Below are 22,577 nucleotides of genomic sequence, written 5' to 3'. Positions count from 1 at the left end.
CAGCCCGCGATTTTTCAGGCGCGCGCGCGTGCAAGGCCCAACTCGGGTAGAATGCCGCCCACGCAATGAGGGTATTGGAAATGGCTTTAGTCGGGCGCTACAACAGCTTGCAAGTGGTCAAGCACACTAACTTTGGTTTGTACCTCGATGGTGCGCAAGATGGCGAAATCCTCTTGCCTAATCGGTATATCCCTAAAGATATTCCCAGTGAAGATGAAGACTGGCTTAATGTTTTCATTTACTTGGACAGCGATGACAAACTTATCGCCACCACTGAAAAACCCAAAGTTCAAGTCGGCGAATTTGCCAGTTTGAAAGTTGTGGAAGTCAACAGTATCGGGGTGTTCCTCGACTGGGGCCTGCCAAAGGATCTGCTGCTGCCGTATTCGGAAGAAAAGCGCCAGCTGACAGCGGGTGAATATTGCGTGGTGCACGTCTACCTCGACAAGCACACCAAGCGCATCACCGCCACCGCACGCCTTGACCGTTACCTGGACAAGACGCCGGCCAACTATCAGGTGGGCCAGGAAGTCGATCTGCTGGTGGCTGAAGCCACGGACATGGGCTTCAAGGCAATCATCAACAACAAGCACTGGGGCCTGATCCACAAGAACGAAGTGTTCAAGTTCCTGCGCCCGGGCAAGGAAGAAAAAGGCTTCATCAAGGAGATTCGCGCCGATGGCAACATCAGCCTGAGCCTGCAACCGGTCGGCCAGGAAGCGGCCTCCAGCCTCAACTCCAAGATCCTCGCCAAGTTGCGTGACAACAACGGCACCCTGCCGGTCAGCGACAAAAGCGATCCGGCGGTGATCAGCAACTTGTTCGGCGTCAGCAAAGGCAACTTTAAAAAGGCCATTGGTGCGCTCTACAAGCAAGGCCAGATCGTGATTCACGCCGACCGCATTGAACTAAGCTGATCGCGCCTGGCTCTCTGTAGGAGCGAGCTTGCTCGCCACAACAAGCTCGCTCCTACAAAGGCTCGTGTCATGTCCAAGAGACCGCTCTTCGCCTACCTCGGCACCTTGCTCGCCTTCCTGCTCCTCGACGGCCTCTGGCTCGGCGTGCTGATGGGCCCCACCTACAAATCCCTGCTCGGCCCGCTGATGCTTGATCAGCCGCGCCTGTTGCCTGCGGTGTTGTTTTATCTGCTGTATGTCCTCGGTTGTGTGGTGTTCGTGGTCTTGCCCAGTGCCAGTTGGCAACGTGCTGCGCGGTTGGGCGCACTGCTGGGCCTGGTGGCCTATGGCACTTATGATTTGAGCAATTGGGCCACGCTTCAGGGCTGGTCCGCCGGGCTCGCGGTGATGGACATGGCGTGGGGCACCTGTTTAACCGCCCTGTGCTGCACCGTCGGCCACCTGTGTGCACGGCGTGTGCATCGGTAGTTGGCGGTTGATCAAGACCGAGCCTGCCACCAACAACCCGGCACCGGCGACGATCAACGCCGGGTGCAGACCACCACCGAGGTGACTGCTCATCGAGGCCAGTAGCGGACCGCTCAGTTGGCCGATGGCAAAGCTGGCGGTCAGTAGCCCTGTGCTGCGTTGGTAGCCGTTGGGTGCAACCTCGCGCAGGCGCGCCATTACCAGTTGCATGCAGGCCAGGAAGGGCGCGCCGCACAACAACACGCCCAGCGCCAGGCCCCAACCGTTACCGAGCAGGCAGGCGAAGACCCCGGCCGCTTGCAGCCACAAGGTCACGATCAGCCAGCGGCGCGTGGTGTCCGGGCTCTTGCGGCGCAGGCTTGCCACCACCACACCTACAGCGGCAGCCAGGCCGAAGCAGGGCCAGAACAGATCGGCCTGCCAGGCTCCGTTGAACTGTGCGTTGGCCATCTGCGACAGAAAGGTCGCGGGGATGATGTAGCCCAGGCCGAACAGGAAATAGATCCAGCACAGATGCGCGATGCTGCCGTTGTTGCTTGCACGGGTTTCAGCAGGCGCCGTGAGGGTTGGCTTGGGTAAAAAGGGCAGGATCGCCAGCAGCATCACCAGGGCAACGATGCCGTAGACCAGCCACAGCATGGCGGAGCCTTGCCCCAGCAAGTTCGAGCCCAGCGCCAGCAGCCCCGTCAGCGCAATCCCCAGTCCCGGCCCGGCAAATACCAGCGCACCCAGACGCGGCCGGCCGGCGGCGATCGCCAGCGGCTGGCTCAGGCTGGTAATCATCACCAGGGCCCAGGCGCTGGCCACGCCGGTTCCGAAGCGCAACAGCAAGTGCGGCCAGAACCCATGGGCCCAGTACGACGCGAGCGTCAGCAGTACGCAGAGCCACAACCCGCCATAAAGGCGGCCGCGTACATGATGATGGCTGCGAGCAAAGATCGAATCCACCGCGCCCACAAAGTAGCCCAAGTAATTGGCGGCCGCGATCAGCCCGGCATCCGCCAGGTCGACCTGACCTTCGCTGAGCAAATGCGGCATTTGCGGGGTCAGGGCGAAGCGGCCAATGCCCATGGCCATCATCAGGGCGATAAAGCTGGCAAGTAAACGAATCTGCGGTGACATGCTTAGGTTTCCTACAGGAAAGCGAATGACTTGTAGGCTAAGGCGGATTGACTTTCTGTAAAATTGAATAATAGTGAGTAACTTGTTCAGTTTTGGAGAAAGGTATGGAGTTCAGTCAATTGCGGATTTTCCAGGCCGTGGCGGAAGAGGGCTCCATCACCCGCGCCGCCGAACGTTTGCACCGCGTGCCATCGAACTTGTCGACCCGCCTCAAGCAGATGGAGGAGCAGCTGGGGGTCGAGCTGTTTGTGCGTGAGCGCCAGCGGTTGCAGCTTTCTCCTGCGGGTAAAGTGCTGCTGGACTACAGCACCCGGCTGCTGGCGCTGCATGACGAAGCTCACGGCGCCGTACAAGGCGGTCAACCGGCTGGTGATTTTGTGCTGGGCAGCATGTACAGCACCGCCGCGGTTCACTTGCCCAAGCTGCTGGCGCGCTATCACAGGACTTACCCCATGGTGAACCTGCAAGTACAGTCGGCGCCCAGCGGGGAGTTGCTGGAAGGTTTGATTACCGGGCGGCTGGATGCAGCGTTTGTGGACGGTCCGCTGACCATCGCGACTCTGGATGGCGTACCGCTGTGCGAAGAGCGCCTGGTATTGATTTGCGAAGCCGATCACCCACCGGTGCGCGGGCCCCGGGACGTTGCCGGGCGACCGGTGTTCACGTTCCGACGCAGTTGCGCCTATCGCACGCGCCTGGAAACCTGGTTTTCCCACGAGCATGTAGCCATGGGGCGGGCTATCGAGATCGAGTCCTATCAAGGGATGCTTGCGTGTGTGATCGCCGGTTCGGGGGTGGCGTTGATGTCGCAATCGATGCTCGACAGCCTGCCAGGCAAGGACAGCGTGTCCGTTCATCCGCTGACCGGGCCTTTTGCCACTGCGACCACCTGGCTGATGTGGCGAAAGGGTATGCTCGGCGCTAACCTCAATGCATGGATCGACCTGCAGCACGAAGGCAGCCCGGCAAGCCTGGCAGATACGCGCGCCATCGCTTGAGCGATTCGTCAGGATTTGGATCAATCCAGTAATAGTTAGTTGTGGTTTCGTTCAAGCATTACCTAGGACTTAGGGCTACTATCTCTGTAGGAAACGGCGACAAAACTCACGCCGACCAGCACTACCCTCAAAGGGGGCAACCATGAAAGAGAAAATCCAAAACTGGCTCCACGATCTTGGCGTTGCGCTGGGCTTGATCGAGCCCCCGCTGCAACCGGTGCCGATCCGCACGGACGATGAGCAGCGCCGGCCCCGTCGCCGCTGAGTATCAGGCCCAAAGAATATGCAAAATGTGGGAGCGGGCTTGCTCGCGAATACGGTGCATCAGCCAGTAAATGGTTGAATGACACACCGCCTTCGCGAGCAAGCCCGCTCCCACAATTATTTTGTGCAGGGCAAAAAAACGGGCGCGAACACCGACGTCGCACCCGCTGAAGAAACTATCCTAATCGCTCAAGCCGCCCGAGCCGCCACGGTATCTGGTTTGCGCGACAACACACTCACCAGCACAAAACTCACCAGGGCCACCGCCAGGCTGCAGTAAATCGGTGTGTTTGCATCCAACCCATCCTTGAACATAAACACCAGCGCGGTTACGAAACCCAGCGCCATGGACGTGATCGCGCCCGAGGTGGTGGCTCGCTTCCAGAATATCGCGCCAATCAGAGGTACCAACATACCGCCCACCAACAGGTTATAGGCCAGGGTCAGCGCGCTGATCACGTCATTCACCACCAGTGCGATGCCCAATACGGCCACACCGGTCATCAGGGTGAACAAGCGGTTGATGCCCAGGCTCGATTGCCTGCCACCGCGCAGCCGTGGTAGCAGGTCTTCGGTCAACACGGTGGACGCAGCGAGCAGGCCGGCGCTGGCGGTGGACATCATCGCCGCCAGGGCAGCCGCAATCACCAGGCCACGAATACCGTCCGGTAACGAGGCTTTGACGATGGCGGCAAAGGCATTGTTGACGTTATCCAGATCCGGGATCAGCACGTGAGCCGCCATGCCAATCAGGGCGCACGCCAGGCCGTAGAGAATGCAGTAGACGCCGGCGAAAGCGCCCGCGTACTGGGCGACCTTTTCATCACGGGCGGTGAACACTCGTTGCCAGATATCCTGGCCGATCAGGATGCCGAAGAAGTAGATCATGAAGTAAGTGATGATCGTGTCCCAGCCGATCGCGGTAAAGCTGAAGTTCGACGCCGGCAGCTTGGCCACCAGTTCATCCCAGCCGCCGACGCGGTACAGGCAGATCGGCAGCAGGATGAACATCAGGCCGACGGTCTTGATCACAAATTGCACGATATCGGTCAGGGTCAGCGACCACATGCCACCGATGGTTGAATACACCACCACCACACCGCCGCCTACCAGCACCGACATCCAGAAGGGCAAGTCGAACAGCACTTGCAACACGGTGCCGATGGCCAGGATCGAGGTCACGCCGATCATCAGTGCATAGGCCAGCATGATCACCGCGCTGGCCTGTCGCGCCATGGGGTTGTAGCGTTTTTCCAGGACCTGGGTCACGGTAAAGATTTTCAGCTTCAGCAGCGGCTTGGCCAGGAACAGGTTCAGCGCAATGATCCCGGCGCCCAGCGCGGCGCACAGCCAGAAACCTGAAATGCCGTGCACATAACCCAGGCGCACGGTGCCGACGGTGGAGGCGCCGCCCAATACCGTGGCGGCCATGGTGCCCATGTACAGCGACGGGCCGAGGTTACGGCCCGCCACCAGATAGTCTTCGTGGGTTTTGGCGCGGCGCATACCGTAGTAGCCGAGCACGAGCATACCGGCGGCGTAGATGAGTACGACGAATAAATCCAAAGCCATGACGGTGATTCTCCGATTATCTTTTTTATGGGCGATCAGGCGGCAGCCGGCTCGGTCAATACGCGAGCGAAGGTCAGGTACATCGTTGGATGGGGATCTGCGCGATCCCCTTGATTGTTATCGTGAAGGCATCAGCGATGCGCGACGCCAGGCAATACGCAGAGCATCTCGTACAGCAAGTTGGCGCCCAGCAGCGAGGTGTTGCCGGTGGTGTCGTAGGGCGGCGAAACTTCCACCAGATCACAACCAATCAGATCCAGGCCCTGGCAGCCACGGATGATCTCTATCGCCTGGATGGTGGTCAGCCCGCCGATTTCCGGGGTGCCGGTGCCGGGTGCCCAGGCGGGATCGATGCCGTCGATGTCGAAGCTGAGGTACACCGGGCCGCCGCCGACTTTTTCCCGCACTTGGGCCATCAACGGCGCCAGGGATTGGTGCCAGCATTCTTCGGCCTGGACCACGCGAAAGCCTTGCTTGCGGCTCCAGTTGAAATCTTCGGCGGTGTAGCCCTGGGCACGCAGGCCGATCTGCACCACGCGGTCGCAATCGAGCAAACCTTCTTCCACGGCGCGGCGGAAGGTGGTGCCGTGGGCGATTTTTTCGCCGAACATATGGTCGTTGACGTCGGCATGGGCATCGATGTGCACCAGTCCGACCTTGCCGTGTTTCTTGTGGATCGCCCGCAGGATCGGCAGGGTGATGGTGTGGTCGCCGCCCAGGGTCAGGGGGATCACGTCGTGCTCGAGGATTTCATCGTAGGCTTCTTCGATGATGCGCACGGCGTCGAGCAGGTTGAAGGTGTTGATCGCCACGTCGCCGATGTCGGCCACTGACAGTGAGTCGAACGGTGCAGCGCCGGTGGCCATGTTGTAGGGGCGGATCATCACCGACTCGGCGCGGATTTCCCGAGGCCCGAAGCGTGTGCCGGCGCGCAGCGAGGTGCCGATATCCAGGGGCACGCCGATAAAGGCAGCGTCCAGACCCTTGGCCGTTTGCAGGTGGGGAAGGCGCATCATGGTGGCGATGCCGGCGAAGCGCGGCATTTCGTTGCCGCCCAGTGGTTGGTGGAAAATCTTGTCCACGGGATTGCCTCATCGTTGTTTTGTTTATTGATGGCCGATTCTGCGAAAAGCCTGGGGCAGGAAGAATCGGCAGGGGCAAATACTTAGTTCAGATTTTTCTAAACTAATGCAGGGAGGTAGACTGCACGCATCCCTGTCCGGAGCCGACCATGGCCAACGCCTTGCCCGACCTGAAACTCCTGCGCATCTTCGTCAGCGTCGTGCGCCACCAGGGGTTCGCCAATGCCCAGCACGAACTCAACCTGTCGACGTCGGCCATCAGCACGTATATGAGCCAACTCGAATCCGCGCTGGGCCTGGTGCTGTGCCATCGAGGACGTGGCGGCTTCAGCCTGACCAGCAAAGGCGAGCTGTTTCATCAGGAAACCCTGCGCCTGTTGGGCGAGCTCGAGGGCTTCGAGCAATACGCTGCCGCGCTCAAAGGCGAGTTGCGCGGCACGCTCAAGCTGGGCGTGCTTGATTCCACCGTCAGCGACAAGGCCCTGCCGTTCGCCGAAGTGATTGGCGCCTACAGCCTGGAACATCCGGCGGTTCACCTGAATCTGTCGGTGATGAGCCCCTACGAACTGCAACTGGGCGTACAGGACAACCGCCTGGACCTGGCAATCGGTGCGTTCTCCAACCGTATGAGCGGGCTGATCTATATGCCGCTGTACCGCGAACAGCACTGGCTGTATTGCAGCAGCCGGCACCCGCTGTTCAGCGAGCGGCGTATTCCCGAACAGGTCATCACTCAGCAACGTATGGTCGGCCGCGGCTACTGGAGCCAGGCCGAGCTGGCGCGCCACGGCTTCAAACACAGCGCCGCGACCGTGGAAAGTATGGAAGCGCAGTTGATCCTGGTATTGTCCGGCGCCTACATCGGTTACCTGCCCGAACACTACGCCCAGGCCTGGGCCGACAAGGGTGACCTGCGCGTGTTACTGCCGGCGACCTTCGGCTACCAGGCGCCGTTCTCGATGATCATGCGCCGTGGCCGTAGCCGTGAACCGCTGATCCAGACCTTCCGCGACTTGCTCAAGACCCAGCTCAACCAGGCCTGAAAAAACCATGCCCAGACCCCAATGCCCGCAATGCTTGCGGCCGACCACTCATTGCCTCTGTGCACTGATCCCGACCCTCGACAGCCGCACCCGCGTGTTGCTGTTGCAGCACCCGAGCGAGGTCGGCCATGCGCTCAATACCGCGAGGTTGGCGGCGTTGGGCTTGAATAATGCGCAGTTGGTGGTGGGGGAGGTGTTTGATGATCTGGCGACGTTATTAAACCCGCCTGGTTATCGGGCGCGATTGTTGTTTCCGGCCGATGATGCCGAGCCGCTGCACGCTTACGCACCTGACGATCAGCCATTGTTATTGGTGGTTCCCGATGGCACCTGGCGCAAGGCGCGCAAGCTGTTGCACCTCAACCCTTTGCTGGCGGCGTTGCCCCGGGTGACATTGGCCCTAGGCGGCGTTTCCCGCTATCGCTTGCGCAAGGCGCCGGGGCCTGGCGCCTTGTCAACGGTCGAAGCAATCGTGCAAGCGCTGCAGGTACTGGAAGCGCCGGTATCGTTCGAGCCGCTGCTCAAACCCTTTGAAGCACTGATCGAAGGGCAGATTGCGGCGATGGGGGAGAAGGTTTTTCAGAAAAATCATGGCGGCGGGCGGCGGGAGTAGCAGGTTTATCGAGGTGCGGCCATCGGGAGCAAGCCCCCTCCCACAGTCGACCGTATTCTCATGTTGGAACGCGATCAACTGTGGGAGGGGGCTTGCTCCCGATGGCGTCCCAACCGGCGCCACTTTATTAGCTTATTCCTATAAGCCATAAGCACCACACTTTGCGTGATATGGCCCGCCGGCCTTTCCCGGTATGATGTCCGCCCCCGCAGTCTGGATTGCGAATACGCCATGACCTTGCAGTACCCAACAATCGCCGATTGCGTCGGCAACACGCCCCTGGTCCGCTTGCAACGCATGGCGGGTGAAACCAGCAATACCCTGTTGCTCAAACTCGAAGGCAACAACCCGGCCGGCTCGGTCAAGGACCGCCCGGCGCTGTCGATGATCGCCCGCGCCGAGTTGCGCGGGCAGATCAAGCCAGGCGACACCCTGATCGAAGCCACCTCGGGTAACACCGGCATCGCCCTGGCCATGGCCGCGGCGATCAAGGGCTACAAGATGGTGTTGATCATGCCCGACAACGGCAGTGCCGAGCGCAAGGCGGCGATGACCGCTTACGGTGCCCAGCTTATTCTGGTGAGCCAGGAAGAAGGCATGGAAGGCGCCCGTGACCTCGCCGAGCGTATGGCCGCCGAAGGCCGTGGCGTGGTGCTGGACCAGTTCGCCAACGGTGACAATCCCGAAGCGCACTACACCAGCACCGGCCCGGAAATCTGGCGCCAGACCCAGGGCACCATTACCCATTTCGTCAGCTCCATGGGCACCACCGGCACCATCATGGGCAACTCGCGCTACCTGAAGGAGCAGAACCCGGCGATCCAGATCGTCGGTCTGCAACCGATGGAAGGCGCGGCCATCCCCGGTATCCGCCGCTGGCCCGAAGAGTACTTGCCGAAGATCTACAACGCGACGCGCGTAGACCGCATCATCGACATGGCCCAGCGCGAAGCCGAAGACACTACGCGCCGTCTGGCCCGTGAAGAAGGCATCTTCTGCGGCGTGTCCTCCGGCGGCGCCGTGGCCGGTATGTTGCGCTTGTCCAAAGAAGTGGAAAACGCGGTGATCGTCGCGATCATCTGTGACCGAGGCGACCGCTACCTGTCGACCGGCATCTTCGACGAACCCAACTGATGGCCAAGCACGAGAGAGGCCTGCGCTTCCAGCCGACAGGCGGCAGCCGGGCCCCGCAGATCCCGGTGGGCAAGAAACAGCGCCTGACCATCGAACGCCTGGCCAATGATGGCCGTGGCATTGTGTTCTTTGAAGGCCGCACCTGGTTTGTGAATGGCGCGCTGGCCGGCGAAGAAGTCGAAGCGCGGGTGTTGGGCGCCCACGGCAAAGTGGTTGAGGCCCGCACCGAGCGGGTGTTCAAGGCCAGCGAGCTACGGCGCCCGGCACCCTGCGCCCATGTTGGCCGCTGCGGCGGTTGCAGCGTGCAGCACCTGCCCCATGACCAGCAACTTGCCCTGAAACAGCGCATGCTCGCCGAACAACTGTCGCGGGTGGCAGGTGTCGAACCGCAAGAGTGGGCGCCGCCGTTGAGCGGGCCGGAGTTCGGTTACCGGCGTCGCGCCCGTGTGGCCGTACGTTGGGACGCCAAGGCGAAGAAACTCGAAGTGGGTTTTCGCGCCGTGGCCAGTCAGGACATCGTCGCTATCGACGACTGCCCGGTGCTGGTACAAGCCTTGCAACCGATCATGCAGCGCTTGCCGAATATGCTGCGTCGCCTGAGCAAACCGCAGGCGCTGGGGCATGTGGAGCTGTTCAGTGGTTCGTCCATCGCTGTGTTGCTGCGGCATATGGCACCGCTGTCCGAAGCAGACCTGCTGATCCTGAAAGAATTCTGCACCTTCCATGAAGCCCAATTATGGCTGCATGGCGAGGGTCAGCCGGAACCTGTCGAGCCCGACCAGGCCCTGGGGTTTCGCCTGGATGCCTGGAATCTGGAACTGGCTTACCGGCCGGGAGATTTTGTGCAGGTCAACGCCGGGGTCAATCAGGCGATGGTTGCCCAGGCATTGGAGTGGCTGGCGCCACAAGCCGACGAACGGGTGCTGGACCTGTTTTGCGGCCTTGGCAACTTCGCCTTGCCGCTGGCGCGCCAGGTGCGCGAAGTGGTGGCGGTAGAGGGTGTGCAGACCATGGTGGACCGTGCGGCACTCAATGCCGCGAGCAACCATTTGCCTAACGTGCAGTTCTTTCAGGCCGACCTGTCTCAACCTTTGACTGACGCGCCATGGGCCAAACAGGGCTTTTCTGCGGTACTCTTGGACCCACCCCGCGATGGTGCCCAAGAGGTTGTGCGCAAGCTCGCCACCCTTGGAGCCAAGCGCCTGGTGTATGTGTCCTGTAACCCAGCCACGCTGGCGCGGGACACGGTTGAGTTGGTCAAGCAAGGCTACCGGCTAAAGCGTGCCGGGATTCTCGACATGTTTCCGCAGACTGCGCATGTCGAGGCCATGGCGTTATTTGAAGCGGGCTAGGATGCCCGTTTAATCCGACTGGCCTGCGTTCTCCAAGGCCTTGGTACTGCTACGGAGCTCGCAGTAAAAGTCGGCGATGATTTTGGCGCATCAAAGGTGCGTCGTAGGGAAGGTAAGCAAGATGGTACAGGTGAGAGCACACCAGCCGATCAACACCGACGGCAGTATCAATCTCGAGGCATGGCTGGATCATGCCGTCAGTGTCGACCCGGCACTGGACCGTGAAGCCTTGAAAGCAGCCTGCGAGTTCGCTCGTGAGTCTGAGCAGCAAGACAATGCGGCCAAGAACCTGTGGGCCGAAGGCACTTCAAGCTTTCGCACCGGGTTGGAAATCGCCGAGATCCTCGCCGATCTCAAGCTGGACCAGGATTCGCTGATCGCCGCCGTGCTGTATCGCGGCGTGCGCGAAGGGCATATTCCGTTGGCCACGGTTGGCCAGCGTTTCGGTTCGGTGGTGGCCAAACTGATTGACGGCGTGCTGCGCATGGCGGCCATCAGTGCCAGCCTCAGCCCACGCCAGTCGATGGTGCTGGGCACCCAGGGCCAGGTGGAAAACCTGCGCAAGATGCTGGTGGCGATGGTCGACGACGTGCGCGTCGCCTTGATCAAGCTGGCCGAGCGTACCTGCGCGATCCGTGCGGTGAAGACCGCCGACGACGAAAAGCGCAACCGCGTCGCCCGCGAAGTCTTCGACATCTACGCGCCGCTGGCCCACCGCCTGGGCATCGGCCACATCAAGTGGGAGCTGGAGGACCTGTCCTTTCGCTACCTGGAGCCGGACCAATACAAACAGATCGCCACGTTGCTGCACGAGCGGCGCCTGGATCGCGAGCGCTTTATCAGCGACGTGATGGGCCAACTGCGTTCCGAGCTGCAGGCAACCGGCGTAGACGCCGACATCAGCGGCCGCGCCAAGCACATCTATTCCATCTGGCGCAAAATGCAGCGCAAGGGCCTTGCCTTCAGCCAGATCTACGACGTGCGGGCGGTGCGCGTGCTGGTGCCGGAAATGCGCGACTGTTACACCGCGCTGGGGATCGTCCACACCCTGTGGCGCCACATCCCCAAGGAGTTCGACGACTACATCGCCAACCCCAAGGAAAACGGCTACCGCTCGCTGCACACTGCGGTGATCGGCCCTGAAGGCAAGGTGCTGGAAGTGCAGATCCGCACCCACGCGATGCACGAAGAGGCCGAGCTGGGCGTGTGCGCGCACTGGCGCTACAAGGGCACCGACGTCAAGGCCGGGTCCAACCAGTACGAAGAGAAAATCTCCTGGCTGCGCCAAGTGCTGGAATGGCACGAAGAACTCGGCGACATCGGCGGGCTGGCCGAACAGCTGCGGGTGGATATCGAGCCGGACCGGGTCTATATCTTCACCCCTGACGGCCATGCCATTGACTTGCCCAAGGGCGCCACGCCGCTGGATTTTGCCTACCGCGTGCACACCGAAATCGGCCATAACTGCCGGGGCGCCAAGATCAACGGGCGCATCGTTCCGCTCAACTACAGCCTGCAAACCGGTGAACAGGTCGAGATCATCACCAGCAAGCACGGCACGCCGAGCCGCGACTGGCTGAACCCGAACTTGGGCTATATCACCACCTCGCGGGCGCGGGCGAAGATCGTCCACTGGTTCAAACTGCAAGCGCGCGACCAGAACGTCGCCGCCGGCAAGACCCTGCTCGAACGCGAACTGGCGCGCCTGGGCCTGCCTCAGGTGGACTTCGACAAGCTGGCCGAAAAGGCCAACATGAAGATCGCCGAAGACATGTTCGCCGCCCTCGGTGCCGGTGACCTGCGCCTGGCGCAACTGGTCAACCTGGCCCAGCAACTGGTCGAGCCCGAGCGCGGCAACGAACAGCTGGAACTGATCCCACGCAAGGCCACCGGCTACAAACCGGGCAAGCGTGGCGATATCCAGATCCAGGGCGTGGGCAACCTGATGACGCAAATGGCCGGCTGCTGCCAGCCGTTGCCGGGCGACGCCATCGTCGGCTATATCACCCAGGGCCGTGGCGTGAGCATTCACCGCCAGGACTGCGCCTCGGTGCTGCAGCTGGGCGGGCGCGAGCCGGAGCGGATTATCCAGGTCAGTTGGGGGCCGGTGCCGGTGCTCACTTACCCGGTGGACATCATCATCCGTGCCTACGATCGTTCCGGCTTGCTGCGTGACGTCTCGCAAGTGCTGCTCAACGAGCGGATCAACGTGCTGGCGGTCAACACCCGCTCGAACAAAGAGGACAACACGGCGTTGATGTCCCTGACCATCGAGATTCCGGGCCTGGATGCGCTGGGGCGGTTGCTTGGGAGGATTTCCCAGTTGCCGAACATCATCGAGACGCGGCGTAACCGTACCCCATGAGTAACTGGGTGAACGCCGTTTAAAGTGTGGGAGGGGGCTTGCTCCCGATAGCTGCCTATCAGTTGATACATCTGGTGACTGAAACACCGCTATCGGGAGCAAGCCCCCTCCCACATTGGATCTTCAGTGGAAAGAGATTGATGTATTCACTAGATGACCTGCTGCACCTGATGAACCGCCTGCGCGACCCGCAATACGGCTGCCCGTGGGACATCAAGCAAACCTACGCAACAATCGTCCCGCATACCCTCGAAGAAGCCTACGAAGTGGCCGACGCCATCGAGCGTGGCGATTTCGATCACCTGCAAGGCGAGTTGGGCGACCTGTTATTCCAGGTGGTGTATTACAGCCAGTTGGCCCGAGAAGAAGGGCGCTTCGAATTTGCCGGGGTGATCGACAGCATCACGCGCAAGCTGATTCGACGCCATCCCCATGTGTTTCCCACTGGCGATCTGTATGCACCGCTGGATATTCCGCAATTGAGCGAAGAACAGGTCAAGGAGCGCTGGGAGCAGATCAAGGCCGAGGAGCGTGCGGAAAAATCCGACGCACCTGAGCAACTTTCCCTTCTGGATGATGTGCCAACGGCCTTGCCTTCACTGTCCCGTGCGGCCAAATTGCAAAAGCGCGCCAGCCAGGTCGGTTTCGACTGGCCAGCCGCCTTGCCGGTGGTGGACAACGTGCGTGAAGAGTTGGATGAAGTGCTCGAAGCCATGGCCGATAACGATCCGCAGGCCATTGCCGATGAAGTCGGTGACCTGCTGTTTGCCGCCGTCAACCTGGCCCGTCACCTCAAGGTTGACCCGGAAACCGCACTGCGCGATGCCAATGCCAAGTTCGAACGACGTTTCCGATTTATCGAACAGGCATTGCGCGATACGCACCAACCCATAGAAGATTGCACCCTCGAAGAGTTGGACGCCCTGTGGGGCGAAGCCAAACGCCAGGAAAAGAATGTGTCCAGCTGCGGTTGAGCAGCTGCCTAAGTGAGTAAGCACCATGAGCCTTTCCCTTCGCGACCAGTTGCTCAAAGCAGGTCTGGTCAACCAAAAGCAGGCCAAGCAGGTCGGCAAAGAGAAGCAGAAGCAGCAGCGTCTGGTCCACAAGGGCCAGGCCGAAGTCGATGATACCCAGGCACGCCTGGCCGCTGAGGCACACGCCGAGAAGGTCAAGCGTGACCAGGAGCTCAACCGCCAGCAGCAGGAAAAAGCCGAAGCCAAGGCGCGTACCGCCCAGGTCAAGCAGTTGATCGAAACCTCGCGCTTGCCCAAGTTGACCACTGAGGACTACTACAACTTTGTCGATGACAAGAAGGTCAAGCGCCTGTCGGTCAACACTTTGATGCGCAACAAGCTGAGCAACGGCTCCTTGGCGATCGTGCACCACGGTGGCGGCTATGAGGTGATCCCGCGTGAAGCGGCGCTGAAGATCCAGGAGCGGGCGCCGGAACGTATCGTGCAGATGAACATCCTCACCGAAAGCCAGGTGCCGGATGAGGATGATCCGTACGCCGCGTACCAGATCCCGGATGATCTGATGTGGTAAGGCTGTAGAAACAACAAACCCCGCTCAAAGGCGGGGTTTTTGTGTGTAGACGGCCCGGCTGCGTGGGCCGGGCGTCCACATGATTTCAGTGTTTCAGGAGCTTTTTGCCTGGCGTTGCAGTTCGAGAGTCTCGAGCTCGTTTTTATAATTGTGGGCGTCGCTCTCGTTGTGGAACATGCCGACCAATACGTCTTGCTGATGGACATCCCAGATGTGAATCCCGTGGCCTACTGCTTCATGGGACATATGCTCATCGTCGCGTTCAGTTACTTTTACAGTCATCTGCTTGCTCCAATCTCTGGTTGATCTGCGGCAAGTCGTCGCAGGCCTTTGTTATATAATTTGTTAGCTTGCTAAGTAAATGGGTTTTGCGCGCAACAATTCATTGCAGGAAACGCAACAATCGCGCAGGCCGCTAAACCCGTGGCATTCGGTCGCAGGGGCATGAGTTTTATGACAAAAGTTTCATGTTTGCTTCTAGCAATAAGACCTTTGTCGGCCCTACCACCGCTATCGGGAGCAAGCCCCCTCCCACATTTGAAATGCATTCCACTGTGGGAGGGGGCTTGCTCCCGATAGCGTCATAAGCTTCACAGTAAAATTTCCAGGCAAAAAAAAGCCCCGCATTCAGCGAGGCTCTTTTCCAGCACATCTGCAATCAGCTGCCCTTGACGGCCTGGCCATCAACGGTGCCATCCTGCAGCATGATGTTGTATTCCTTGCCATCGGTCTCAACCTGGCGCAGGGCAACCAGAATGCCGCCCTGGTCCTTGGCAAACCACATCTGCGTGATGCGCTTGCTCTGGGAGGGATCACGTACGCGTTCAACTTTGATCGCGTCAATGGAGCCTACCTTGGTCTGAACCTTTTCCGGGCCAATCACACGGAAGTCATAGGTATCGACATCAGTGCCTTCGGCCACTCGGTAGCTCATGCTCTTCTTGCCGGCAGCCACGTCGCGCTGAAGGGCGAGCTGATACGTGGACTTGTCGAGCATGCCGCTTTCGAGGGTGACGTTGACCGGATCCTTGTTTTCAAAGCCGGTGATTTTCTTGTTCGCCTGGTCGAAATCCAGGTTGATCTTCTTGGCCTTGCCCAAACCGCCGCGCTCGAAGCTGTAGCTCTTGGGTTGCAGGGTGTCCTTATCGAAGAGGATCACGCTGGTTTCGGTCAGGCTGGCAATCATCATCGAGGCCTTGAAGTTCAAGGTCCAGGTGCCGTCGCCGTTTTTGGTCAGGCTGCGTTCAGCCGAACCACTCATGGGCAGTTGCTTCCAGTCGGCGGTGTAGCTGACGGAGAAAGGGTGAAGGTCTGCCGCTTGTACGGCAGGCAAAGCGAACAGCGCAAAAGCGAAGAGCAGGGCGCGACGCATAAAATCTCCTAGGTTCGAATCAAGTGGCCGCTGGCCGCGAGTAACTGACCGTCCAATAATGCACCCTGGTCACCAAGAATCAACCGTCCCTCGGCAAACCAGCGAACAGCCAGCGGGTAAATCCTGTGTTCCTGGGTATGAACCCGTTGCGCAAGCGTCTGCGCCGAGTCGCCTGACTCTACCGGAACCACTGCCTGTACGACCAGAGGCCCGCCATCGAGTTCCTCGGTGACAAAGTGCACGCTGCAGCCATGCTCGCTGTCGCCGGCGTCGAGGGCGCGCTGATGGGTGTGCATGCCTTTGTACTTGGGCAGCAGGGAAGGGTGGATATTGAGCAGGCGCCCTTCGTAGTGCCGCACGAAATCAGCACTGAGGATGCGCATGAAGCCGGCAAGCACGACGAGCTTGGGATTGAAGGCGTCGATCAGTTCGACCAGGGCGCGGTCGAAGGCCTCGCGGCCGTCGAACGCCTTGTGATCCAGCGAGCGGGTGTCGATACCCGCGTCCCTGGCGCGTTGCAGGCCGTAGGCGTCGCTGCGGTTGGAAATCACCGCAGCGATGCGCACCGGGCTGTCACCGCTGCGCGTGCTATCGATCAGGGCCTGCAAGTTACTGCCGGTGCCGGAGAGCAGCACCACGACATCACAGGTTGCAGGCATCAGTGCGCCTTAAGGTTCTTCAGTTCAACCTGGGCTGCGCCTTCCGGAGCAGTGGCGATCTGGCCGATGACCCAAGGTTGCTCGCCGGCTTCACGCAATACGTTCAGCGCGGTTTCAACGTGCTCTTGCGCCACGCAGATGACCATGCCCACACCGCAGTTCAGCACGCGGTGCATCTCGGTTTCGTTGACGTTGCCTTTCTCTTGCAGCCAATCGAAGACTGCCGGGCGCTGCCAGCTGGCCACGTCGACAATCGCCTGGGCGCCTTTTGGCAGGACGCGCGGGATGTTGTCCAGCAGGCCGCCGCCAGTGATGTGGGCCATGGCCTTGACGGCACCGGTGTCCTTGATCAGCTTGAGCAGTGGCTTGACGTAAATGCGGGTCGGGGCCATCAGCAGGTCGGTCAGAGGCTTGCCGTCGAGCTGGATGTTCTCGATGTCGGCGCCGGACACTTCGATGATCTTGCGGATCAGCGAGTAACCGTTGGAGTGCGGGCCGGACGATGGCAGGGCGAGCAGGGCGTCGCCGGCAGCCACTTTGGAGCCGTCGATGATCTCGGCCTTTTCCACGACGCCGACGCAGAAACCGGCCAGGTCGTAGTCTTCGCCTTCGTACATGCCTGGCATTTCAGCGGTTTCGCCGCCGACCAGCGAGCACCCCGACAGTTCGCAGCCGGCGCCGATGCCGGTGACCACCTGGGTTGCGGTTTCGACATTGAGCTTGCCGGTGGCGTAGTAGTCGAGGAAGAACAACGGCTCGGCGCCGCACACCACCAAGTCGTTGACGCACATGGCAACCAGGTCGATGCCGATGCTGTCGTGCTTGTTCAGGTTCAGGGCCAGGCGCAGCTTGGTGCCTACGCCGTCGGTGCCGGACACCAGTACAGGCTGCTTGTAGCCGGCCGGGATTTCGCAGAGGGCGCCAAAACCGCCCAGGCCGCCCATGACTTCAGGGCGCGCAGTGCGCTTGGCGACGCTCTTGATGCGTTCGACCAATGCTTCACCGGCGTCGATGTCTACACCGGCGTCCTTGTAGCTCAGGGAGGGTTGCTTGCTCATGATCCAGGCCTTTAGGGGGGGATTCAGGGGTAACGACCGAGCGGGCGGGCGCTTTTTAAAAAGGCCGCTGCCGTTGACGGTCTGCGAAGGCGCGCGATTTTATCAGGCTTGAAGGGCAGCGGCCATCCTCGGGCCGACGGGCAGGGCCATATAGATTAAAAAAGCCGGTTAAAAAATGCTGATCGGCTCTGCCAAGCGGCGTATTAAGGTATAGCCTTGAACCCGCTATCGTTATGACAGTACAAAAACTTACCGAGGCCCTGTGAATGTTTTGCCGGGTGCTGTGGTCACAGCCTGGCTAAACCGATTCACGCGGTCTGTTCCAGCCGCTAAATTTGTCGTTCGGGAATCTTCCATGCGTCTGTGTAAATTCTTCTTTGTGGGCTGTTTGTCGTTGGTCAGCCTGGCGAGTCATGCCGAAACCCTCAATGGCCTCTATCAAGTGCTCGAACCGGTCAGCAGCCAGTCGCCCCAGGAGCGTGACCAGGCCACCCAGCGCGCCGTGCAGACCCTGGTGATCCGCCTCACCGGCGACGCCAAGGCCGTCGACGGCCCGGGCCTGGCGGCAATCCGCAAGGACCCGCAACAAATCATCACCCAATATGGCTACGACGCGGGCCCGCCCGAGAGCCTGCAAGTGGACTTCGACCCGGTCAGCACCGACCGCGCCTTGCGTGATGCCGGCCTGTCGATCTGGGGCAGTAATCGGCCGTCGATTCTCGGTTGGTGGCTGAACGATTCCACCGAAGGCAGCAGCCTGGTCGGCGATGGCCAGGCGGTTGCCCAGACACTGCGCCGCGCCGCGCAACACCGTGGCTTGCCGTTGCGCCTGCCGCTGGGCGACCTGGATGAGCAAGTGGTTGCCACTGCGCCGAATCTGGAAAGCGCGGACGCTGCGCCCTTGCGTGCAGCCTCCGAGCGCTACGGAGCCGATGCGTTGCTGGCTGTGCATGCGCGCCAGGAAGGTAATCAGTGGCAGGCCAAATGGCGTCTGTGGCTGGGCGATAAGTCTGAGCAAGGTACCGTCCAAGGCGCTGATACTGCCGCACTGGCAGATGCTGTATTGCTGGAGGTCAGCCAAAAGCTGGCGCCGCGCTTTGCGGTCAAGCCCGGCGTGAGCAGCGAGCAGCTGCTTGAAGTGCAAGGCATGAACCTGGAGCGATACGCCGCCCTGGGCCGGTTGCTGGAACCCTTTGGCGGTCAGCCGCAGTTGGTGGATGGCAATCGCATTGTGTATCGCGTCAACGGTAGTGCCGAGCAGTTGCGTACCCAATTGAGCCTGGCCAAGTTGCAGGAAGTTCCCGCAGGTGAAGTCCCGGCCCAGCAACCTGTGGTCGATGGCACGCAACCGGCTGCTGTACCTGAGCCTCAGGCGCAACTGCGGTTTCGTTGGTAAATAGTGTTCCTTCTTCTATATAGAAGAAGGGCGTCGATAATAGATGGAGTGGTTTATGGCGGATACGCGTCGTTGGGTGTGGCTTGGCGGGATAGTCCTGCTGTGCGGTTTTGTGTTCTTGCTGCATTCGATCCTGACGCCGTTTCTGGTGGCGCTGTTGCTTGCCTATCTGTTCGATCCCGTGGTGGATCGCCTGGAAAAAGCCGGTATGTCGCGTACTTTGGGCGTGGTCACGGTGTTCGCACTGTTCACGCTGATTATCACCGCGCTGGTGTTGATACTGGTGCCGATGCTGGCCAAGCAGCTGTTTCGCCTCTACGAGCTGGCGCCGCAGATGCTCGACTGGTTGCAGCACACGGCAATGCCGTGGGCTCAGTCCAAGTTCGGGTTGGCGGATGGGTTCTGGAAGTTCGACAAGGTCAAGGCGGCCATCAGCGAGCATATGGACAAGACCACCGATATCGTTACGGTGGTGCTCAGCCAGGCAACCGCTTCGAGCCTGGCACTGATCGGCTGGTTGACCAACCTGGTGCTGATCCCGGTGGTGGCGTTTTACCTGCTGCGTGATTGGGACATCATGATGGCCAAGATCCGCAGCCTGCTGCCCCGTGACCGTGAAGAACGCATCGTCTCCCTTGCTGCAGAATGCCATGAAGTACTGGGGGCATTCGTTCGCGGTCAGTTGCTGGTGATGCTGGCGCTGGGGGTGATCTACGCAGCCGGCTTGATGGCCATCGGCCTGGAGCTGGGGCTGTTGATCGGCTTGATCGCAGGCCTGGCAGCCATCGTGCCGTATATGGGCTTTGTGATTGGTATCGGTGCGGCGCTGGTGGCCGGTCTGTTCCAGTTTGGCGGCGACCTCTACCCAATGCTGGGGATTGTCGCGGTGTTTATGGTCGGCCAGGCATTGGAAGGCATGGTGCTGACGCCGTTGCTGGTAGGCGATCGGATTGGCCTGCACCCGGTGGCGGTGATCTTTGCGATCCTGGCGGGTGGCGAGTTGTTCGGGTTTACCGGCATTCTGCTGGCGCTGCCGGTGGCGGCGGTGATCATGGTGCTGGTGCGTCATGTTCACGACTTGTACAAGGATTCGGACGTGTATACGGGCGTTGATGAGCCCGAGTTGTAATCGCAATGTCACAAACCCGGCCAAGGCCGCGTTTGTTGTTTGTGGGGCAGGGGGCGTCAAACAATCCGCGTAAAACCGCCAGGTTAACGCAAACCTTTGATTTTGCTTGTGGTCTGCTGCATTGTGCACCCGGCGTCACGGGTATAAACTTTGCAAACTTTACACAGAGGCCACTAACGGTTCGATGGGAGCCGTTCAGTCAGCATGAAACCGATTCAGCTGCCCCTAGGTGTGCGTCTGCGTGATGACGCTACCTTTATCAATTACTACCCAGGCGCCAATGCCGCTGCACTCGGCTATGTGGAGCGGCTTTGCGAAGCCGACGCCGGGTGGACTGAAAGCCTGATCTATCTGTGGGGCAAGCATGGCGTGGGGCGTACCCACCTGTTGCAGGCCGCGTGCCTGCGTTTCGAACAGATGGGCGAGCCGGCAGTGTATTTGCCCCTGGCCGAGTTGATGGACCGCGGTGTCGGCATCTTCGACAACCTTGAGCAATACGAACTGGTGTGCCTGGACGACTTGCAGGCGGTGGCCGGCAAGGCGGATTGGGAAGAAGCGCTGTTTCACCTGTTCAACCGCCTGCGCGACAGCGGTCGTCGTTTGCTGATCGCCGCTTCCACATCGCCTCGTGAGCTGCCGGTGAAGCTGGCCGACCTCAAGTCGCGCCTGACCCTGGCGCTGATCTTCCAGATGCGCCCGTTGTCCGATGAGGACAAGTTGCGTGCCCTGCAGCTGCGTGCTTCCCGACGTGGCCTGCACCTGACCGACGAAGTCGGGCACTTTATCCTGACTCGTGGCACCCGCAGCATGAGCGCGCTGTTCGATTTGCTTGAGCAGCTTGACCAGGCCTCCTTGCAGGCGCAAAGAAAATTGACGATTCCTTTCCTCAAAGAAACACTGGGTTGGTAAGGCGTTGATTTGCCAGCAATCGGCAATTTACGGGCGCCAGAAAACCTGCGTTTGAGCCCAGCGGGCCACGCAAGTGCAGTGATAAATGGAATTACGGCTTAGATGGCATAGTCCAAACAATAAGTCACATAGATCACGATTGAATTTGCAAATCGATGTGATAGAGGGCATAGTCTCGGCTTCTTTACACATCAGCCACGGTCGTGCCCATGCTAAATCGCTTCGCACCCCTCGTGCCTCTCGCACTCGTTACCCTATTGTTTGGTTGCGCCTCCCACCCTCAACAGGTGGCAGAACAGCCCAAACCACAGGTTCAAAATCAGGCCAAGTTCGTTGCTGCACAGTCTGCTTCTGTTTATGAAGAAGAGATGGCAACCGAAAAAGAACTCGCCGAGTTTTCAGACAGCAAGCCTTACCAGCTGCCCCTTCTGGCCGACAGCATTCTTGAACGCGGCAAGTCCCTGATCGGTACTCGTTACCGTTTTGGCGGCACCTCTGAAGCCGGTTTCGATTGCAGCGGTTTCATCGGTTATCTGTTTCGTGAAGAAGCTGGCATGAACCTGCCTCGCTCCACCCGCGAAATGATCAACGTGGATGCACCGTTGGTCGCACGCAACAACCTCAAGCCGGGCGATCTGCTTTTCTTTAGTACCAGTGGCCGTGGTCGTGTCAGCCACGCCGGTATCTACCTGGGCGATAATCAGTTTATCCACTCCAGCAGCCGCCGCAGCGGTGGTGTTCGGGTCGATAACCTGGGCGACAGCTACTGGAGCAAAACCTTCATCGAAGCCAAGCGCGCACTCGCCATGGCCCCGACTACGGTTACCGCTAGTAAGTAAAGTTAAAGTGATACTTGAAGTTTGACGTGTAAGCGCTAGAATCCCTGGACATTGTTGTTATCCGTTCGCGCGAGCTTTGCTTGCGCGTTCTGGTTTTCAACGTTCGGCAGCGAAAGCCGCATCCAGACCAGGATTGTTCTGCACATGTCGACCTCGGCCCGCCTGATGCTCATTGTTTGCGCCGCGCTGCTCAGCGCCTGCGCCAGCCGCCCACCGCCGCCCGCGCCTGTAGCGGTCAAGCCCAAGCCGGTATTCAACTACGCCACCCAGAATTTTTCGCCGGCTGCCGAAGACGTGCTCTTCCGTGCGTTGGGCCTGGTCGGCACGCCGTATCGCTGGGGCGGCAACACACCGGATTCGGGGTTTGATTGCAGTGGCCTGATCGGCTTTGTGTTCCGCGACGCCGCCGGCATTTCCCTGCCGCGCACCACGCGTGAACTGATCGTCATGCGTGGCCAGGACGTCAGCGAGCAGAACCTGCAAACCGGTGACTTGCTGTTCTTCGCCACCGGCGGTGGTTCACGGGTCAGCCATGCGGGGATCTATGTCGGGGAAGGGCGCTTTGTGCATGCGCCGCAAACCGGCGGTACGGTGAAGCTCGACACGCTATCCAAAGCGTATTGGCAGAATGCCTACCTGAGTGCGAAACGGGTTTTACCGGGGAATCTGGCACGCAACCCTTGAGTCGTACATAGATCCAAATGTGGGAGGGGGCTTGCTCCCACATTATTTTGTGGTGT

At 60.1% G+C, this 22,577-nt stretch carries 23 protein-coding genes; 16 read left to right on the top strand and 7 right to left on the bottom strand.

What is annotated here, in order from left to right; translation table 11 throughout:
- The first annotated feature begins 80 nt into the window (after nucleotides 1–80).
- Together IH404_RS20490 and IH404_RS20485 are read left to right on the top strand one after the other, a co-directional pair.
- Complete coding sequence (locus IH404_RS20490; protein ID WP_019820451.1) at nucleotides 81–917, top strand: S1-like domain-containing RNA-binding protein; 837 nt, start codon at nucleotides 81–83, stop codon at nucleotides 915–917.
- A 69-nt stretch (nucleotides 918–986) separates the two neighbouring features.
- Entirely contained in the window at nucleotides 987–1,385 is a 399-nt protein-coding gene (locus IH404_RS20485) for a DUF2177 family protein (protein ID WP_032803665.1), read from the top strand.
- Here IH404_RS20485 and IH404_RS20480 read toward each other — a convergent pair.
- Complete coding sequence (locus IH404_RS20480) at nucleotides 1,329–2,507, bottom strand: MFS transporter (RefSeq protein WP_005790208.1); 1,179 nt, start codon at nucleotides 2,505–2,507, stop codon at nucleotides 1,329–1,331. The two genes, IH404_RS20485 and IH404_RS20480, sit on opposite strands and share 57 nt — an antisense overlap.
- A gap of 104 nt (nucleotides 2,508–2,611) precedes the next feature.
- Here IH404_RS20480 and IH404_RS20475 point away from each other — a divergent pair, with 104 nt between their 5' ends.
- Nucleotides 2,612–3,505 carry a LysR family transcriptional regulator gene (locus IH404_RS20475; RefSeq protein ID WP_005790206.1) on the top strand — a complete coding sequence of 298 codons (894 nt, stop codon included), beginning with the start codon at nucleotides 2,612–2,614 and terminating at the stop codon, nucleotides 3,503–3,505.
- Between the two features lie 142 nt (nucleotides 3,506–3,647).
- Complete coding sequence (locus IH404_RS27990) at nucleotides 3,648–3,770, top strand: PA1414 family protein (protein ID WP_003193089.1); 123 nt, start codon at nucleotides 3,648–3,650, stop codon at nucleotides 3,768–3,770.
- A gap of 188 nt (nucleotides 3,771–3,958) precedes the next feature.
- On the opposite strand, the gene IH404_RS20470 is transcribed toward IH404_RS27990, so the two are convergent.
- Both IH404_RS20470 and speB read right to left on the bottom strand, forming a co-directional pair.
- The gene (locus IH404_RS20470; RefSeq protein ID WP_194438888.1) at nucleotides 3,959–5,341 is read right to left on the bottom strand and encodes a sodium:solute symporter; all 1,383 of its coding nucleotides are present in this window, start codon (nucleotides 5,339–5,341) and stop codon (nucleotides 3,959–3,961) included.
- A gap of 131 nt (nucleotides 5,342–5,472) precedes the next feature.
- Complete coding sequence (speB, locus tag IH404_RS20465; RefSeq protein ID WP_005790202.1) at nucleotides 5,473–6,423, bottom strand: agmatinase; 951 nt, start codon at nucleotides 6,421–6,423, stop codon at nucleotides 5,473–5,475.
- Between the two features lie 149 nt (nucleotides 6,424–6,572).
- On the opposite strand from speB, the gene IH404_RS20460 reads away from it, so the two are divergent.
- The 7 genes from IH404_RS20460 (at nucleotide 6,573) to IH404_RS20430 (ending at nucleotide 14,475) form a co-directional block, all read left to right on the top strand.
- The gene (locus IH404_RS20460; protein ID WP_194438887.1) at nucleotides 6,573–7,466 is read left to right on the top strand and encodes a LysR family transcriptional regulator; all 894 of its coding nucleotides are present in this window, start codon (nucleotides 6,573–6,575) and stop codon (nucleotides 7,464–7,466) included.
- A gap of 7 nt (nucleotides 7,467–7,473) precedes the next feature.
- Nucleotides 7,474–8,079 carry a DTW domain-containing protein gene (locus tag IH404_RS20455; protein WP_005790198.1) on the top strand — a complete coding sequence of 202 codons (606 nt, stop codon included), beginning with the start codon at nucleotides 7,474–7,476 and terminating at the stop codon, nucleotides 8,077–8,079.
- Nucleotides 8,080–8,310: 231 nt separating this feature from the next.
- Nucleotides 8,311–9,213 carry a cysteine synthase CysM gene (cysM, locus tag IH404_RS20450; RefSeq protein WP_005790197.1) on the top strand — a complete coding sequence of 301 codons (903 nt, stop codon included), beginning with the start codon at nucleotides 8,311–8,313 and terminating at the stop codon, nucleotides 9,211–9,213.
- On the top strand, nucleotides 9,213–10,565 hold the full coding sequence (gene rlmD / locus IH404_RS20445; protein WP_194438886.1) for a 23S rRNA (uracil(1939)-C(5))-methyltransferase RlmD: 1,353 nt from the start codon (nucleotides 9,213–9,215) through the stop codon (nucleotides 10,563–10,565). Before cysM ends, rlmD begins: the two co-directional genes overlap by 1 nt.
- 121 nt (nucleotides 10,566–10,686) lie before the next feature.
- Nucleotides 10,687–12,930 (top strand): GTP diphosphokinase, encoded by a 2,244-nt coding sequence (gene relA, locus IH404_RS20440; RefSeq protein WP_005790193.1) that lies wholly within the window; start codon nucleotides 10,687–10,689, stop codon nucleotides 12,928–12,930.
- Between the two features lie 140 nt (nucleotides 12,931–13,070).
- Entirely contained in the window at nucleotides 13,071–13,904 is an 834-nt protein-coding gene (gene mazG, locus IH404_RS20435) for a nucleoside triphosphate pyrophosphohydrolase (protein WP_005790191.1), read from the top strand.
- 25 nt (nucleotides 13,905–13,929) lie between these two features.
- The gene (locus tag IH404_RS20430) at nucleotides 13,930–14,475 is read left to right on the top strand and encodes a DUF2058 domain-containing protein (RefSeq protein WP_005790189.1); all 546 of its coding nucleotides are present in this window, start codon (nucleotides 13,930–13,932) and stop codon (nucleotides 14,473–14,475) included.
- Nucleotides 14,476–14,568: 93 nt separating this feature from the next.
- On the opposite strand, the gene IH404_RS20425 is transcribed toward IH404_RS20430, so the two are convergent.
- The 4 genes from IH404_RS20425 to purM form a co-directional block, all read right to left on the bottom strand.
- The gene (locus tag IH404_RS20425) at nucleotides 14,569–14,757 is read right to left on the bottom strand and encodes a hypothetical protein (protein WP_003193064.1); all 189 of its coding nucleotides are present in this window, start codon (nucleotides 14,755–14,757) and stop codon (nucleotides 14,569–14,571) included.
- A gap of 376 nt (nucleotides 14,758–15,133) precedes the next feature.
- On the bottom strand, nucleotides 15,134–15,847 hold the full coding sequence (locus IH404_RS20420) for a DUF3108 domain-containing protein (RefSeq protein WP_122732135.1): 714 nt from the start codon (nucleotides 15,845–15,847) through the stop codon (nucleotides 15,134–15,136).
- 8 nt (nucleotides 15,848–15,855) lie between these two features.
- On the bottom strand, nucleotides 15,856–16,506 hold the full coding sequence (purN, locus tag IH404_RS20415) for a phosphoribosylglycinamide formyltransferase (protein ID WP_005790184.1): 651 nt from the start codon (nucleotides 16,504–16,506) through the stop codon (nucleotides 15,856–15,858).
- On the bottom strand, nucleotides 16,506–17,564 hold the full coding sequence (gene purM / locus IH404_RS20410) for a phosphoribosylformylglycinamidine cyclo-ligase (RefSeq protein ID WP_005790182.1): 1,059 nt from the start codon (nucleotides 17,562–17,564) through the stop codon (nucleotides 16,506–16,508). The genes purN and purM overlap by 1 nt, the downstream gene beginning before the upstream one ends.
- A 355-nt stretch (nucleotides 17,565–17,919) precedes the next feature.
- Between purM and IH404_RS20405 the strand changes: the two genes are divergently transcribed.
- The 5 genes from IH404_RS20405 (at nucleotide 17,920) to IH404_RS20385 (ending at nucleotide 22,521) form a co-directional block, all read left to right on the top strand.
- The gene (locus tag IH404_RS20405; protein ID WP_194438884.1) at nucleotides 17,920–18,960 is read left to right on the top strand and encodes a DUF2066 domain-containing protein; all 1,041 of its coding nucleotides are present in this window, start codon (nucleotides 17,920–17,922) and stop codon (nucleotides 18,958–18,960) included.
- A gap of 55 nt (nucleotides 18,961–19,015) precedes the next feature.
- Nucleotides 19,016–20,089, top strand: a complete 1,074-nt coding sequence (locus tag IH404_RS20400) for an AI-2E family transporter (protein WP_005790179.1) — start codon at nucleotides 19,016–19,018, stop codon at nucleotides 20,087–20,089.
- 204 nt (nucleotides 20,090–20,293) lie between these two features.
- A complete protein-coding gene (gene hda, locus IH404_RS20395; protein ID WP_005790177.1) occupies nucleotides 20,294–20,998 on the top strand; it encodes a DnaA regulatory inactivator Hda in 705 nt (234 codons plus the stop codon).
- A gap of 209 nt (nucleotides 20,999–21,207) precedes the next feature.
- Nucleotides 21,208–21,837, top strand: coding sequence for an NlpC/P60 family protein (locus tag IH404_RS20390; protein ID WP_005790175.1), 630 nt, complete (start codon nucleotides 21,208–21,210; stop codon nucleotides 21,835–21,837).
- Between the two features lie 144 nt (nucleotides 21,838–21,981).
- Nucleotides 21,982–22,521: a C40 family peptidase gene (locus tag IH404_RS20385; protein WP_005790173.1), complete on the top strand. Its 540-nt coding sequence runs from the start codon at nucleotides 21,982–21,984 to the stop codon at nucleotides 22,519–22,521.
- Nucleotides 22,522–22,577: the final 56 nt, after the last annotated feature.

This window comes from Pseudomonas sp. OST1909 (assembly GCF_015277575.1).
Classification (GTDB): domain Bacteria; phylum Pseudomonadota; class Gammaproteobacteria; order Pseudomonadales; family Pseudomonadaceae; genus Aquipseudomonas; species Aquipseudomonas synxantha_A.
The sequence above is the reverse complement of the archived record's forward strand: the minus strand, read 5'-3'. Positions and strand labels throughout refer to the sequence as shown.

Bases quoted from the DNA above. Each gene is read 5' to 3' on its own strand.
- IH404_RS20490 (WP_019820451.1), top strand. From the start codon at position 81: ATGGCTTTAGTCGGGCGCTACAACAGCTTGCAAGTGGTCAAGCACACT.
- IH404_RS20485 (WP_032803665.1), top strand. From the start codon at position 987: ATGTCCAAGAGACCGCTCTTCGCCTACCTCGGCACCTTGCTCGCCTTC.
- IH404_RS20480 (WP_005790208.1), bottom strand. From the start codon at position 2,507: ATGTCACCGCAGATTCGTTTACTTGCCAGCTTTATCGCCCTGATGATG.
- IH404_RS20475 (WP_005790206.1), top strand. From the start codon at position 2,612: ATGGAGTTCAGTCAATTGCGGATTTTCCAGGCCGTGGCGGAAGAGGGC.
- IH404_RS27990 (WP_003193089.1), top strand. From the start codon at position 3,648: ATGAAAGAGAAAATCCAAAACTGGCTCCACGATCTTGGCGTTGCGCTG.
- IH404_RS20470 (WP_194438888.1), bottom strand. From the start codon at position 5,341: ATGGCTTTGGATTTATTCGTCGTACTCATCTACGCCGCCGGTATGCTC.
- IH404_RS20460 (WP_194438887.1), top strand. From the start codon at position 6,573: ATGGCCAACGCCTTGCCCGACCTGAAACTCCTGCGCATCTTCGTCAGC.
- IH404_RS20455 (WP_005790198.1), top strand. From the start codon at position 7,474: ATGCCCAGACCCCAATGCCCGCAATGCTTGCGGCCGACCACTCATTGC.
- cysM (WP_005790197.1), top strand. From the start codon at position 8,311: ATGACCTTGCAGTACCCAACAATCGCCGATTGCGTCGGCAACACGCCC.
- rlmD (WP_194438886.1), top strand. From the start codon at position 9,213: ATGGCCAAGCACGAGAGAGGCCTGCGCTTCCAGCCGACAGGCGGCAGC.
- relA (WP_005790193.1), top strand. From the start codon at position 10,687: ATGGTACAGGTGAGAGCACACCAGCCGATCAACACCGACGGCAGTATC.
- mazG (WP_005790191.1), top strand. From the start codon at position 13,071: ATGTATTCACTAGATGACCTGCTGCACCTGATGAACCGCCTGCGCGAC.
- IH404_RS20430 (WP_005790189.1), top strand. From the start codon at position 13,930: ATGAGCCTTTCCCTTCGCGACCAGTTGCTCAAAGCAGGTCTGGTCAAC.
- IH404_RS20425 (WP_003193064.1), bottom strand. From the start codon at position 14,757: ATGACTGTAAAAGTAACTGAACGCGACGATGAGCATATGTCCCATGAA.
- IH404_RS20420 (WP_122732135.1), bottom strand. From the start codon at position 15,847: ATGCGTCGCGCCCTGCTCTTCGCTTTTGCGCTGTTCGCTTTGCCTGCC.
- purN (WP_005790184.1), bottom strand. From the start codon at position 16,506: ATGCCTGCAACCTGTGATGTCGTGGTGCTGCTCTCCGGCACCGGCAGT.
- purM (WP_005790182.1), bottom strand. From the start codon at position 17,564: ATGAGCAAGCAACCCTCCCTGAGCTACAAGGACGCCGGTGTAGACATC.
- IH404_RS20405 (WP_194438884.1), top strand. From the start codon at position 17,920: ATGCGTCTGTGTAAATTCTTCTTTGTGGGCTGTTTGTCGTTGGTCAGC.
- IH404_RS20400 (WP_005790179.1), top strand. From the start codon at position 19,016: ATGGCGGATACGCGTCGTTGGGTGTGGCTTGGCGGGATAGTCCTGCTG.
- hda (WP_005790177.1), top strand. From the start codon at position 20,294: ATGAAACCGATTCAGCTGCCCCTAGGTGTGCGTCTGCGTGATGACGCT.
- IH404_RS20390 (WP_005790175.1), top strand. From the start codon at position 21,208: ATGCTAAATCGCTTCGCACCCCTCGTGCCTCTCGCACTCGTTACCCTA.
- IH404_RS20385 (WP_005790173.1), top strand. From the start codon at position 21,982: ATGTCGACCTCGGCCCGCCTGATGCTCATTGTTTGCGCCGCGCTGCTC.